Consider the following 14894-nt stretch of genomic DNA (forward strand, 5'->3'; position numbering starts at 1 on the left):
GTGTACAATACACTAAAATTATAGTCAATTAAAAGAGAAAATTCAACTTGAAAAACTCAAGAGTATTATTTATTATGTAAAGTTTACTTTAATTTTTGATCCTCAATGGGTTTATTAGTAACTTCAGTACTTAGTATACTTATACTACTAATTTTATCTGCATTTTTTTCTGCTGCAGAAACAAGCATAACTTCAATTAGTAGCTCGCTTATTCACAAATTAATGTTACGGGGTAATAAGAGAGCTCAAATCATTAACACATTAAGTCAAAAGAAAAAGCTTGTGATCAACACTGTGTTAATAGGTAATACTATCATAAACATAACAGCTTCCTCTATTGCAACAGCAATTTTTATTGAAATTTTAGGACCGCAAGGAATATTGCTTTCAACTGTTATTATGACATTTTTTATATTAATATTTTCTGAAGCATTACCAAAGAGCTATGCTATACTCAATCCAGAAAAGACTGCTTTACTCATATCGTGTCCGCTATCATTTTGTGTATTAATTTTATCTCCAATAACATTATCAATACAATACATGATAGACTTTATTTTAAAAATTCTAGATATGCATAAAGATAAAGAAATCATTTCAGCAGCAGAAGCTATGAGGAACTTAATATCATTACATGACAGTAAAGGAACTATGCTTAAACAAGACTTAGACATGTTAAGTAGCATATTAGACTTGGCAGAAACAGAAATTTCACAAGTAATGACTCACAGAAAAAACTTACTAGCTTTTAACATAGATATAAATATAAATGATCTAATAAAAAAGATACTAGCAAGTTCTCACAGCAGAATACCATTGTGGAAAAACCAAGAAGATCAAATTATAGGAGTAGTACATGTCAAAGATGTAATAACACTAATACGAGAAAAAGGTAAAAACATTACTCAAGAAGACCTTTGTAGCGTAATGACAAAACCATGGTTTGTTCCAGACACAACTTTATTGAGTGTGCAGCTTCATAACTTCTTAAAAAATAGAAAACATCTTGCCTTAGTTATAGATGAGTATGGAGCATTACAAGGAATAGTAACATTAGAAGACGTTATTGAAGAAATAGTCGGAGACATAACAGATGAACATGATATTACTACAGAAGCTCCTATAAAACAAATTTCTGAAAATATATATCATATTAACGGTTTTACTTCCATTAGAGACATCAATAGACAATTACGTTGGAATCTACCTGATGAAGAAGCATCAACATTAGCAGGAGCAATTGTATATGAGGTCGAACGTATACCTGAAGAAGGAGAGGAATTTTTACTATACGGGTTATCATTCAAAATACTAAAGAAAAGTGGTCATACTATTTCTAACATTCAAGTTAACACATCTCCACAAGATATATCCATTATAAAACATAAGGTAGAATAATAAATGCAACCGTTTATGCTTCCACTATAAAATGAGGCATAAAACATCTTTTTAAGATCTAAATAAATGGATCTAACATCTATCACAGTTAAAGTAGGAATATCTGTATTAAAGCCCCACATGAAATTCAACAATTTTATCAAAATTTTTCTACATGATGCTGAGAAAAGAACAAATGTCAGAATAAAAAGTAGTAAAAACACTTAAAAAAAGTTTTATTAACTACAGATTTGACATCTACAACTGTTTTATCCAATATAATAATGAAAAATATACTGTCCAAAATTAAAAAAAATACTAACAATACAAGATGGAAAAATAAAAATCACAGAAAACAGCACTGATAAAATTTTTCAATAAAATTCAAATAAAGAACCACTAACCTAAATAAAAGAACATACATATATTATAGTAAATATAGTATTCTCAAACAGATTTTATATAAACACAAATCATCATTAAATAATAAATCTATTGATCTCATATAGTAAAAGGTAAATTTAAGTGTAACATGTAGTTTAAATATCAAAACACCAAAAGATACTTAAACTATGGTCATACATATAATGTCATCGTTTTTTAAACATGTAGAAGATAAACATGTTATTCATTATGCATATATTTTTATAATAAGTTTATACAATCACTATTTTCAATCGTATAATTACTAGGTGACAACTTTGAATCACTACAATAAGATATTTATCCCACCCAATAAATTTTTTATTACTTAATAATATTAAGATCATAATATTGCTTTACAGCTTTAAAATTCTATAGATCTATAGAATACACATATCTATATCATAATTTCACACATAACAAATATATGTGAATATTCAATAACATATAGACTTACATTTTTGTATAAATTCATATGTAACATTATCAGGATGTTTACTATTTAAAACTGCCGATATAACAGCTATTCCATTAACACCAGTTCTAATTACCGAATCCACATTTAGCAAATTAATTCCACCAATAGCCACAATTTTAGATCGTAAATTTCTAACCCAATAGTTAAGCAAATTCACACCCTGTGGCATAAAATCCATATTTTTTAATGTAGTTGGGAAAATAGGACCAAAAGCAATGTATGAAGGACGCAAACATTTAGCTATTGCTAATTCATGATAACAATGAGTACTAACACCTAATCTCAAACCTGCATTAAATATTTCATTAAAGTTTGCATCTTTTAAATCCTCCTGCCCTAAATGTACTCCATAAGCCTTATACTTTATTGCAAGCTGCCAATAATCATTCACAAATAGTTTAACATCATTTTGATTCGCAATATGAATACCTTCTTTTATTTTTTCTTCTACCTTTTCTATTGGCTCATCCTTAATTCTTAATTGCACCACTTTAACTCCTAAATCAATCACATATTTTAACCAAAACAAATCTGGGACTATTTGATAAAACCCTATCGGATCAAGTATAGGATGAAAATTTTTATCAAAGTAATCATCTTTATTGAGCATAATAGTGGGAAAACATTCTTCATCTAGAAAACTAACGTTCTTAACAGATCTATTAGCAAAAGCTCTAGCTATAACTAAAGCATCTTTCTGAAAATCACAAGGATTTAAACACTTACTTACTAATGTAGATGCTTTATATACAGATAAGAAGTTTTCTTTATTATTAGATGATGCTTTGTTATATAAGAACCATAAGCGCTCTACTCCATTAAAATAATAGTCCCAACACTTACCGTATTTTTGATCTATAACATCAATAACATATATGCTTTTCTTTTTCACAGAGTATAAGAAATCTACACTTCGAACAATATCTTCAGGATCTTCCAACTGAGTAGTACAACAATATTGCACTAAATCCCTTTTATCTACAATACATACTTCATTCAAATCATTTTCAAACATAGAAAAAGCTATAACATCAATCTATACAGGTATACAATAATAAATCACATAGAAATACCAAAACCTTAAAAAAGACACAACATACAGTCACATAACACACTAAATTAAAAAAATCAGCAAACTATGCAACATATTAAAAATACACTCATTATACACAAACTAGACAAACCTTATTTATTGATCACTAAATAAATCATGAAAAAAAACACCTATACCCGTATTACACTGCTATAAGATATATCAATAACAAGACTTGCTATCCCTTAATTGATATTATATTACTAAAATTGATATGTATTTCACATTACAACTTCATCAACAAAATTACCTAACATATAATCTGTTCTTATCAAAAAAGAAAATCTATATTTTATAAATTAGAAAAAGTAGTTAAGCATTCTATTTAATATAATAACACACCTACTACTATTAATGCTGCATTTTATTAAAATACTGAATAATCGTTGCTGCTATTTCCTCAACAGATTTTTGCGTAACATCTATAATAGGCCAACCATTTTGAGCACATATTCTTTTTGTTTCTTTAACCTCCATCAGTACATGCTCATAATCAACATACTGATAATTATTTTGATTCCTCATGGAAACTAATCTGGCCCTTCTTATTTCTATTAATCTATCAATATCAATAGTTAATCCCACAATAAGTTTATCCTTCATATTCGATAGGTCTACAGATAACTCAATAGAATGCACTAAAGGTATATTCACTACCCTATACCCACGATAAGCCAAGTATATACTGGTTGGAGACTTTGAAGTTCTAGAAACACCTAAAATAATTATATCAGCTTGATCTATATCCCAAAGATTCTGTCCATCATCATGTGCAATAGTATAATTAATTGCATCTATACGCGTAAAATATTCATCATCTAATCCAATATTAGTATTAACATATGGATCTCTCTTAACATGTAAATAACAAGAAATTTCTCTAATAACATGTGATAGTACAGGAATACATGGTATTTCCTGTATACCAGCTTGTTGCTTCAAATATTTCCTTAACTTATCATCAAACATTGTATACATGATAAAATTATATTTATCCTTTTCAATCAACGACATTATTTTATCTATCTGCTCATAATCATTAATAAATGACCAGACAAATTCACTGACTTCTATAGCTCTAAAATGTTCTAATGTAGACCTAGCTACTGAAGTAACAGTTTCACATGTAGAATCAGAAATTAAATGCAGATTTAAAATAATAGGGGTACTCATATAAAATAGATTACTGATATAATATAAATGTTAACAATAGCTTCCAAAAAAATTTGCTTCATTTAAGTGCACATATATAAAGAAGATAAAATAAGTAATTTTAAATGTAAATTTTTTATTAAAGCTCTGACCTATATTCTTTATAATACATTCTAACAATCGATATTACCTCACTATTGAAGGAAGCACAGGCAGTGACTACAAATATAAACTTAATACTAGTATTTACATTAACAATAATTATATAACTTATTATTAATTCATAAAAAAATTATAAATAAATTTTAGTAGCACCTAACAAGTAGAATAAATATTAACCTATCATTCCTTACCTAAAAAAACCTATGATTTTACTACTATATATTTTCTTATTATTCTACCATATAGATATCTACTAATCACACATACCTTATGAATAATAAAATCAGAATACAGCATTAAAAGTAACATTATAACTATAGCAATATATATCAGGTAGAAGCCTTATATTTTTACACTTCCCTTACAATTAAAACATAATACATGCCCTCGAGTTACCGACTTCATTTCTTCTGGAGTAACACAAACATCACATGACATACATTTTACACTGGCAGGAATTAATTTATCATCAACTACAATTCTATCATCAAAAGTAAAACAATCACCTTCCCAAAGATTATTCTTATTTTGAGTACTTCTAAAATATTCCAATATTCCTCCCTTTAAATGATACACTTTACTAAAACCTAAATCTTTCATAAAAGCAGTAGATTTCTCACATCTAATACCACCTGTACAATACATTGCTATAACAGGATCTTGCTCTACTTTATCAGATGCCCAAGAAACAGCCCACTCCGGAAAATCACGGAAACATTTAGTTTGAGGATTTATTGCATTCTTAAACTTTCCAAAATTGATTTCATAGGTATTTCTAGTATCTATAGTATAAACATCAGACCTAGAAATTAAATCATCCCAATCTTGTGAGACCACATACTCCCCACATACAGAATTATTAAGATCTTCAATACCTAAACATACCAATTCCTTTCTTAATTTAACTTTCATTTTAGAAAAAGGATTATGTATAGCAAAACTTTTATGATATTGTATATTTTTTAATCTATCATCCAGATTCAGAAAAGAGAAGAACTGATCTAAAGAACTTTGATCATCTGCTGCTATTGTAGCATTAATTCCCTGTTCAGCTAAAATTATAGTACCTTTTATACCATGTTGTATACAAAACTCCCTTAATACAGGTTGAATATCATAATAATTAGATAAATGTACAAAACGATAAAAAGTTGAAACTACGTACCCCATATTATGCTTCTCTTGAACCCTCCAATATACTTTACTTTAATATATTTTATAAAGGCAACACTGTCAATCAAGCTTAACTGGCAACTATTCCACATTACTATAACACATGACACTATATAATACCTTCATATCCTAGCAACAGAAATTACTAACATACAAAATGCCACAACAACATTATCAACAGGTAAAGCTTTCTAGAAGAATAAACACACATATAGAAATTACAACTAATACACCGTATAGATATGTACATTCTATTAATACATGTGCTTAAATTAAATTTATACAGATTAAGTAATAGAACTATTTAAAACACTATAACCGTGTATAAAATCATTAATACTACACGGATTCTTTCCTTCCAGTTGTACTATAAGTGGAGCTAAAACACTATTTTTACATTTAATATTCATATGAGAATCAATGACTGTTCCAGGTTTCAAATCCTGAACATCGTCACCAGAATAATAATTAGCCTTCAATACTCTGAGTCTTTTACCATTAAAAAACAAAAATGCTCTAGGATATAAAGCTCTGATTTTCCTACATATAACCTGGGCTGTTTCATTGCAATCTATATGGAAATCTGTTATCTTATTAGTATATGTTGCATCATCGTCATTCTGCTTAATAGGAACTAAATTATCAATGTTATTTAGTACTTCGATTAACATTGAACTTCCTAAGTTAGATAATTTTTTGCTTAAAGTCTCAATATTATCTTGTTCATCTATAGGAATATCCCTTTGTAGTAAAATATCTCCTTCATCAAATAGCTCATTCATTTGCATAATGGTAACTCCAGTTTTTTCATCACCTGATAAAATTGCATAATGTATAGGTGCTGCACCACGCCACCTTGGCAACAATGATGGATGTATATTTATACATCCGTACTTAGGTATTGATAATACATCTTGTGGAATAATTAACCCATATGCAACCACTACAATAACATCTGGATTTAATGCTAAAATCTTTTCCTGCTCATAATCATGCTTTAAAGATTTTGGAGTACTAACCTCTATACTATTTTGCTCAGCAATAACATGAATAGGTGTTTTAGTAAGTATTTTACCTCTTCTTCCGGCAAGTTTAGGAACTCTCGTATATACAGCAACAACCTCGTGATCCTTCTCTTCAATAAGACACGATAATGCTGATATAGAAAACTCAGGAGAACCCATGAATATTATTTTCATAGCCAAATTTATTAGTTATATACAGTATTATTTATATCAAATATACAAACAAGGCAAGCCTAACCAGTGGGCTATTTAATCATTTACAAGAAAATGTTATATCATAATACGACCGTGTAAACCTTACTACTCATAAAATCACAATAGACATAAAACTTAGATTGTATTCGCTTCAAGACAAACTCAAGCACACAACTTGAAAAAAAACAGACTAAATTTTAGCTCTAAATATAATAGTACAAAACACAAACCGCACAAAATAACTTATTTTAAAGTAGGGCTGGTAGGACTTGAACCTACGGCCATATCGTTATGAGCGATCCGCTCCAACCAACTGAGCTACAGCCCCATAGTTACTAAGAAACATAAACGATGTTTCTATGTATCATATACAACAGTAATTTACAACAAAAAATTAATGCTAAACATTTTAAAATATTACTAAAATACTATTAAATAACCTTAACGCGCATTATTATTATTATTTCATCAAGCCTAGACAACCACATATATATTGTTTCAACTTTTACCATAGTCCTTATACCTGAACAAGTAATCCAAGAAATAACTTATTAACTGATAGATTATTTTATTAAAACAACACCACTCTATATTGCTAGTCTTAATTATAAAAAACCTATTAGTCTATCAAAAGAAGCCATCCAACCATAAAACCAATTCAAAACATAGCTCTAAATCATAATTCTAACTGATAAAGCTATGTGTTACTACACTAAAATAAGAATCAAACCAATAACTCTTAATAAAAAGCTTTTATAATAATTCAACAAATTATACACGTTCTAATGCTGTACTGCATCTAAATCATCAATCCCCACCATATCTTGTGTTACAATATGATCTTGCTTTATAATGTCAACAACCTGGCGAGTCAATGCTGCACTAATTACTTCATCAACATTGGAAACAAAAATTAATTCTAACCCTTCCTTAATATTATCTGGAATTTCTATAATATCCTTTTCATTCCTAGATGGTAATATAACTGTTTTTATCCCACTTCTCAATGCAGCTAATAATTTTTCACGCAAACCACCAATAGGAAGCACCCTTCCTCTTAAAGTTACCTCACCAGTCATAGCAACAGTATTTTTTACTGAAATATTAGTCATTAATGATACAATTGAAGTACACATAGCTATACCTGCTGATGGCCCATCTTTAGGGACTGCACCCTCAGGGACATGAACATGTATATCATTTTCTAGAAATTTCTTAGGGTTTATTCCAAAACTTAAGCATCTAGAACGCACATAGCTATATGCAGCTTTGACAGATTCTTGCATTATTTCACCTAGCTTACCAGTATACTTAACTTCACCTTTACCAGACATTAACACCGACTCTATTGTCAGTATATCCCCTCCTGAATCAGTATAAGCTAATCCTGTTACCATGCCTACTAGATTTTCTTGTTCTATCATACCAAAAGTAAACTTCCGTACACCTGCATATTTTTCAATATTATCCATATCTATACAGATACTTTTTACTTCTTTATTAATTAATATTTCCTTTACTGCTTTCCTCATAAGATTAGCAATCTCTCTCTTAAGGCTTCGTACCCCACTTTCTCTAGTATATAATCTTATAAGATGATATATTGCATCATCAGAAATCTTCCATTCTTTCTCTTGTAGTCCATGGTCTTTATATAATTTCGGTATTAAATGTGTTTTAGCGATTTCTAACTTTTCATTTTCCGTATATCCAGATATATTTATTATCTCCATGCGATCAATTAATGGCTTACTTAAGTTTAAAGTATTTGCTGTTGCAATAAACATAACATTTGAAAGATCAAATTCTACCTCTATATAGTGATCAACAAAATGTTTATTGTGCTCAGGATCTAATACCTCAAGTAATGCAGCCGTAGGATCTCCTCGAAAGTCAGAACCTATTTTATCTATTTCATCCAAAAGAAACAAAGGATTACATGTTTTTGCTTTCTTTATTTCTTTAATAATTTTACCTGGCATAGCCCCTACATAAGTTCTACGATGCCCTCTTATTTCTGATTCATCATGTATTCCACCTAAAGACATATGTATAAAAGTTCTCCCTGTTGCCTCAGCAATTGACCTAGCAAGCGAAGTCTTACCTATACCAGGAGGTCCAACTAAACATAATATAGGACCCTTGGGCTTTTTAAGACGTTTTAAAACAGCCAAAAATTCCAATATCCTCTCTTTTATTTTATCCATCCCATAGTGATTATTATCTAGTATTTTTATAGAATTACTCATATTAATTTTTGAATTCGAATATCTGCCCCATGGTAAATCAAGAACCCAATGAAGATAGCTAGATATTATATTAGCCTCTGGAGACATAAAATTCATCTTTTTATATCTTTTTAAATCAGCTATAAGACGTTCTTTAGCTTCATCAGAAAGTGGTGTAGTATTTATTCTTTTCTCAAATTCACCAACAGAATCTATATCAACACTAGAACTATCACTTTCTTCTAGTTCTTTCTGTATAGCCTTTAGTTGTTCATTTAAATAATAAACCCTCTGAGCTGTCTCAAATTGCGACTTAACACGATTGCGAATTTTTTTCTGAACATTTAATACACTAATTTCTAATTTTAAGAAATCATATATTTTCTCTAATCTTTTAGTAACATTGAACGTTTCAAGAATTATTTGCTTATCTGAAATCTTTATACTCAGATGTGATGCTATAATATCTGCTAAATGACTTAACTCTTTCATATCATAAATTGATGCTGCAGCTTCTGCCTGTATTTTTTTGCTCAATTTATTCCAACTATCAAACTCACTTAATACTGATCTTTTTAATGCCTCAAGTTTATCGTCAATTACTAAATTTACATCCTCATATACAATAGATACCTGTGCTTTAAAAAACATATTATCTTCAACAATTTCTAGTGCTTCGGCTCTACTTTCTCCTTTAATTAGAATTTTGACAGCACCATCAGGAAGTCTTAACAATTGTACAACTTCTGCTATTGTTCCTACTTTATATAGATCATCGGCAGCAGGATTATCAACAGAACCATCAATTTGGGTCAATAATAAAATTTTGCAATCATTGTGCTGAGCAGCATACTCTAACGCATTAACTGACCTTTCTCTTCCAACAAATAACGGTATTACTACTTGAGGGAATACTATAGTATCACGTAATGTAAGTACTGGTAGTAAAGTTTTATTTTTCATAAAATACCTTTAATGTTTTAAAAATAAGTGCGAGCTTACCATTAACTCTTCAACCATCTCCTTACTAATTACGACTTGATCAACATTAGAATTTCCAGGGCTTTCAAACATTAAATCAAGTAATAATGCTTCTAAAATAGCCCTCAATCCCCTAGCTCCAGTTTTTCTTACAGCAGCTTTTTTTGCAATTACTGATAACGCACTGTCATCAAACTGAAGGTTAATATTATCCATCTCAAAAAGTTTCTTATATTGTTTTATCAGAGAATTCTTTGGCTCAACTAAAATACGGCATAAAGTTGCTTCATCAAGCTCACCCAAAGATGTAATAACAGGAATCCTGCCAACAAATTCCGGAATTAATCCAAATTTCACTAAATCCTCTGGCTCAGTATAACAAAAAATATCTTTATCCTTTGACACTTTCTGTACATTTGCTTCAAATCCCATACTACTACCCCTATGACGGGATTCTATAATTTTATCTAACCCATCAAATGCACCACCAAATATAAACAAAATATTATCAGTATTTATTTGTATAAACTCTTGATGCGGATGCTTCCTACCACCTTGAGGTGGTACAGAAGAAACTGTACCTTCAATGACTTTTAACAAAGCCTGCTGTACACCTTCACCAGATACATCACGAGTAATAGAAGTATTTTCAGATTTTCTAGATATTTTATCTACTTCATCAATATAAATTATACCACGTTGTGCTGCATCAACGTTAAAATTAGCTGCTTGCAATAACTTTAATAATATATTTTCTACATCCTCTCCAACATATCCTGCTTCTGTTAAAGTAGTAGCATCAGCCATCGCAAAAGGAACCTGTAAAACCCTGGCCAAAGTACGCGCTAATAATGTTTTTCCAGATCCAGTAGGACCAATTAACAAAACATTTGACTTAGAAATCTCAACTTCGCTAATAACACTTGAATTTGATAAACGTTTATAGTGATTATATACAGCAACTGACAAAACTTTTTTTGAGTGCTCTTGCCCTATCACATATTCATCAAGAACCTTTTTTATCTCTTTCGGTTTTAAATCAAGAGTATCCATTTTTTTATAACATCTACTTTCTTCCTGTAATATACCACTACATAAATCAATACACTCATTACAAATAAAAACCGATGGCCCGGCAATTAACTTGCGTACCTCACTATGAATCTTTCCACAGAAAGAGCAGCTACAAGAACTTTTTTCATTATCTGCCATATCTCTCCAATCTTAATTACTCCACCTCAATATCAAGACGTTTTTCAATAACTTTGTCAATAATACCAAAATCTTTAGCTTTTTCAGCCCGCATGAAATTATCACGCTCCATATTCGTAACAACTTCTGACAAATCTCTTCCTGTATGCTTCACATAAATATCATTAAGCCTACCTTTAATATCCAAGATCTCTTTAGCATGTATCTCTATATCAGTTGCCTGCCCTTGAAAACCACCTGAAGGCTGATGTATCATAATTCTTGAATTAGGAAGTGCATAACGCATACCTGGTTCTCCAGCAGCCAACAACAACGACCCCATAGAGGCAGCTTGCCCTAAGCATAATGTAGAAACCTTGGGTTTTATATACTGCATAGTATCATATATTGACAATCCAGCTGTAACAACACCACCTGGAGAATTAATGTACATACATATCTCTTTTTCTGGATTTTCAGATTCTAAAAATATAAGCTGCGCAACTATTAAACTTGCCATCTGATCTTCTATTGGCCCAGTTATAAAGATTATTCTTTCCTTTAATAATCGTGAATATATATCATATGCACGCTCACCTCGACTAGTTTGTTCAACCACCATGGGCACTAAAGTCATAGCTATCTCCTCTTCTTTATAACCATTAATAAACGCTGTCCAAATTAATCTATTTAATATAATTTTACAACTATATATTCTCAAACATAATGCTTATGTCTTTAGTTGTCATAACCTTTTTGTCCTTCTTGACTAGCTCTATTATATAATTAATAACCTTATCTTCAAGTACTTTCCCACTAATATAATTGGCAAAATTTTTATTAGATTGAAGCATTTTTAATACACTATTAATATCTACTCCATAATCAGTATAATTGCTTTGTATAAAGCCAAAAATATCTTCATTTTTAATAGTAATATTATTATGGCGAGACATCTTTATGAGCAACATACCAAGCTTCACTCTCTTAATTGCCTCTTTTTCTACATCAATTTGTATATTTTCCCTAGAATCATGTATTTCCTTTTTTATTTTTGCAATTTCCTGAGTGACAACACATTCTGGTACATCTATGGCATAGGTATTATCCATATAATCAAATAACTCTTTTTTCATTATAGTAAGAATCATTTGATCAAATTGTTGTTTCACTCTTTTCTTAGCAAAATCTTTCATTTCACCTACATCCTTAAAACCACAGTCTTTTGCTACAGCTTCATTGTCTTGCACATCTTTTACAATATATATACTTTTAACAGTAACTGACATATCTGTAGTTTTTCCAGCAAGATATACTATACCGTAATCATCAGGAAATGTTAGAGAAAAGGTTTTAGATTCTCCAACCTTCATGCCTATTAATTGATCTTCAAATTCTTTTAAAGCTATACCCTTACCTGTTACTAACGCAAAATCCTTGGCAGTACCACCTCTCAAGATTTTACCTTTAACTTTATTTTGATAATCAACAACTAACTTATCCCCTATTTGAGCCATATATTCTGGATCATCTGCTATAACAAAATTAGGCCTTTGTTTTTTTAAATTTTCTATAAATTCATTGATATCATGTTCTTGAATATCAACTTCTATATCACTTAAAATTACATTATCTATATCTATTAATGGAGCTTCAGGCATAACTTCAAAACTCAATTTATAGATTAGATCTTCTTCTTTCTCACTATCATAGTTAGGATAAGAAATAACATTAATATTTGATGATATTATTTCCCCAAATTTATTACTCTTTACAAAATCAGAAGATGTACTTTCAATAATCTTCTTAATTACATCATTTATAGCTTCATTTAAATATTCTCTCTTTACTAAATCAATCAAAGCCTTTCCTACCCTAAATCCAGGTATCTTTACATTCATAGCAATCTCTAACAATCTAGACTCTACTTGATCTAAAAAATACTTCTTACCAATAACAAACTCATATTCCCACTTCAACTTATCATTTGAAACTTCTCTAACTACATAATTATTCAGCATATCACAACACCCTTACTGATACCTAAAGTGCGGATAGAGGGACTCGAACCCCCACAAGTTTCCTTACTAGGACCTAAACCTAGCACGTCTACCAATTCCGCCATATCCGCCTAAACAAACCATCGATACAATATCAACAAAATAATCAAGCACCAAATTATAGCCACTTACAAGATAATTCTCAAGATTTTATAATCAAGTAAATGTAGATTTATAATATAGGTAGTTTTATTAACATTGGCCCTACTTAATAACGATCACTTAATTATATATTTAAATATTAACAACCTTCAAGAAGTGATCCCGGTGTGACTCGAACACACGACCCACTGATTAAGAGTCAATTGCTCTACCAACTGAGCTACGGGACCTTATAATCACTGCCTTAAAAATAGTTAGACTAAACTTTGATTAGTTCTTTGTCAAATCTAAATATTCAATCTTTTACTATTTACTAATAATGTATTAACACAAAGTACACATTTTCAATTAAATTAATTTAATATTTTTTCAATACGGTAATCTTGACTATTAACACTATCAACTATACAATAAGTGAATGCTAGATTAGCATAGTTATGGGGTTTTCATGCTGCAAGGTTATATCACATGAGATTACTAAAAATTTTTCTTATTATTATATTACTGTGTACTATATCTAGTTGTGGTACTTTTTCAAAAAGAGAACGTAGAATTAAGAGCCCATGTATTAATTCAGCACATAGTAATTCTCCTTGTCACAAGTATCATGTCAATGATCATTGGTTAAGACGCCAGTAGATTATCAATATCTTTGTATTAGGAAGTTATGCTGGTCACTTAACATGTATAGTTTTTAAGTATTTTATTGTAGGGTTAATTTATTCTTTTTTTCATGTAGAGGTAGTATGCAATTATATACAATGGTGGCTACATGGTTTGGGTGTGGAAATACAACTAAAGCTCCGGGAACTGTTGCTAGTTTTGCTACAGTATTATTTTTACCTGCTATTATATTCAGTAATTTACTTGGTATATTGATTACTATATTAATAACTATTATAGGATGGCTTGTAATTCCAAAATACTTACTCGATCACCCTGACATAGTCGACCCTAAAGAGATTGTAATAGATGAAGTCATAGGACAATTAATAGCATTCACTATTCCTATAATTTTTTTCAGATATTGTCAATATGTACCTCAAACATTCAATGTTTCATATACACTATTTTATATTAAAATATTTACTATAAGTTTTATATTTTTCAGAATATTTGACATAACAAAAATATGGCCAATAAATATTATTGAAAAAATATCTGGCACCTTTGGCATAATATTAGACGATGTGCTTGCAGGTATTATGTCTTCTATATGTACTATATTTATTATTGCTAAAATGGGTACTTAGA

Annotated in this window: 10 protein-coding genes and 3 tRNA genes; 2 read left to right on the forward strand and 11 right to left on the reverse strand. The window is 29.9% G+C overall.

Annotation, left to right across the window (positions count from 1 at the left end; genetic code table 11):
* Positions 1-105: 105 nt before the first annotated feature.
* Positions 106-1398: an HlyC/CorC family transporter gene (locus EHF_RS03510; RefSeq protein WP_044195286.1), complete on the forward strand. Its 1293-nt coding sequence runs from the start codon at positions 106-108 to the stop codon at positions 1396-1398.
* Positions 1399-2237: 839 nt separating this feature from the next.
* Here EHF_RS03510 and thiE read toward each other — a convergent pair.
* The 11 genes from thiE to EHF_RS03565 form a co-directional block, all read right to left on the reverse strand.
* Positions 2238-3293, reverse strand: coding sequence for a thiamine phosphate synthase (gene thiE, locus EHF_RS03515; protein WP_044195288.1), 1056 nt, complete (start codon positions 3291-3293; stop codon positions 2238-2240).
* A gap of 429 nt (positions 3294-3722) precedes the next feature.
* The gene (locus EHF_RS03520) at positions 3723-4544 is read right to left on the reverse strand and encodes a pyruvate, water dikinase regulatory protein (RefSeq protein WP_044195290.1); all 822 of its coding nucleotides are present in this window, start codon (positions 4542-4544) and stop codon (positions 3723-3725) included.
* Between the two features lie 483 nt (positions 4545-5027).
* Complete coding sequence (trhO, locus tag EHF_RS03525) at positions 5028-5855, reverse strand: oxygen-dependent tRNA uridine(34) hydroxylase TrhO (protein ID WP_044195293.1); 828 nt, start codon at positions 5853-5855, stop codon at positions 5028-5030.
* Positions 5856-6145: 290 nt separating this feature from the next.
* Complete coding sequence (gene fmt, locus EHF_RS03530; protein ID WP_044195295.1) at positions 6146-7057, reverse strand: methionyl-tRNA formyltransferase; 912 nt, start codon at positions 7055-7057, stop codon at positions 6146-6148.
* A 275-nt stretch (positions 7058-7332) separates the two neighbouring features.
* A tRNA-Ile gene (locus tag EHF_RS03535) sits at positions 7333-7406 on the reverse strand.
* A 454-nt stretch (positions 7407-7860) separates the two neighbouring features.
* Entirely contained in the window at positions 7861-10269 is a 2409-nt protein-coding gene (lon, locus tag EHF_RS03540) for an endopeptidase La (protein ID WP_044195298.1), read from the reverse strand.
* Between the two features lie 9 nt (positions 10270-10278).
* A complete protein-coding gene (clpX, locus tag EHF_RS03545; protein WP_044195299.1) occupies positions 10279-11499 on the reverse strand; it encodes an ATP-dependent Clp protease ATP-binding subunit ClpX in 1221 nt (406 codons plus the stop codon).
* Between the two features lie 16 nt (positions 11500-11515).
* Positions 11516-12115 (reverse strand): ATP-dependent Clp endopeptidase proteolytic subunit ClpP, encoded by a 600-nt coding sequence (gene clpP / locus EHF_RS03550; protein WP_044195911.1) that lies wholly within the window; start codon positions 12113-12115, stop codon positions 11516-11518.
* A gap of 70 nt (positions 12116-12185) precedes the next feature.
* Positions 12186-13499 carry a trigger factor gene (gene tig / locus EHF_RS03555; RefSeq protein ID WP_044195302.1) on the reverse strand — a complete coding sequence of 438 codons (1314 nt, stop codon included), beginning with the start codon at positions 13497-13499 and terminating at the stop codon, positions 12186-12188.
* Positions 13500-13527: 28 nt separating this feature from the next.
* A tRNA-Leu gene (locus tag EHF_RS03560) sits at positions 13528-13609 on the reverse strand.
* Between the two features lie 188 nt (positions 13610-13797).
* Positions 13798-13870 (reverse strand) — tRNA-Lys (locus EHF_RS03565).
* A 516-nt stretch (positions 13871-14386) separates the two neighbouring features.
* On the opposite strand from EHF_RS03565, the gene EHF_RS03570 reads away from it, so the two are divergent.
* The gene (locus EHF_RS03570; RefSeq protein ID WP_044195305.1) at positions 14387-14893 is read left to right on the forward strand and encodes a phosphatidylglycerophosphatase A family protein; all 507 of its coding nucleotides are present in this window, start codon (positions 14387-14389) and stop codon (positions 14891-14893) included.
* The last annotated feature ends 1 nt before the right edge of the window (position 14894 follow it).

Origin of the sequence: Ehrlichia japonica (assembly GCF_000632845.1) — a bacterium.
In the GTDB taxonomy this organism is placed as follows: Bacteria; Pseudomonadota; Alphaproteobacteria; order Rickettsiales; family Anaplasmataceae; genus Ehrlichia; species Ehrlichia japonica.

What these genes read in the sequence shown, in the direction of transcription:
- EHF_RS03510 (WP_044195286.1), top strand. Translation starts at nt 106, where the DNA reads ATGGGTTTATTAGTAACTTCAGTACTTAGTATACTTATACTACTAATT.
- thiE (WP_044195288.1), bottom strand. Translation starts at nt 3,293, where the DNA reads ATGTTTGAAAATGATTTGAATGAAGTATGTATTGTAGATAAAAGGGAT.
- EHF_RS03520 (WP_044195290.1), bottom strand. Translation starts at nt 4,544, where the DNA reads ATGAGTACCCCTATTATTTTAAATCTGCATTTAATTTCTGATTCTACA.
- trhO (WP_044195293.1), bottom strand. Translation starts at nt 5,855, where the DNA reads ATGGGGTACGTAGTTTCAACTTTTTATCGTTTTGTACATTTATCTAAT.
- fmt (WP_044195295.1), bottom strand. Translation starts at nt 7,057, where the DNA reads ATGAAAATAATATTCATGGGTTCTCCTGAGTTTTCTATATCAGCATTA.
- lon (WP_044195298.1), bottom strand. Translation starts at nt 10,269, where the DNA reads ATGAAAAATAAAACTTTACTACCAGTACTTACATTACGTGATACTATA.
- clpX (WP_044195299.1), bottom strand. Translation starts at nt 11,499, where the DNA reads ATGGCAGATAATGAAAAAAGTTCTTGTAGCTGCTCTTTCTGTGGAAAG.
- clpP (WP_044195911.1), bottom strand. Translation starts at nt 12,115, where the DNA reads ATGACTTTAGTGCCCATGGTGGTTGAACAAACTAGTCGAGGTGAGCGT.
- tig (WP_044195302.1), bottom strand. Translation starts at nt 13,499, where the DNA reads ATGCTGAATAATTATGTAGTTAGAGAAGTTTCAAATGATAAGTTGAAG.
- EHF_RS03570 (WP_044195305.1), top strand. Translation starts at nt 14,387, where the DNA reads ATGCAATTATATACAATGGTGGCTACATGGTTTGGGTGTGGAAATACA.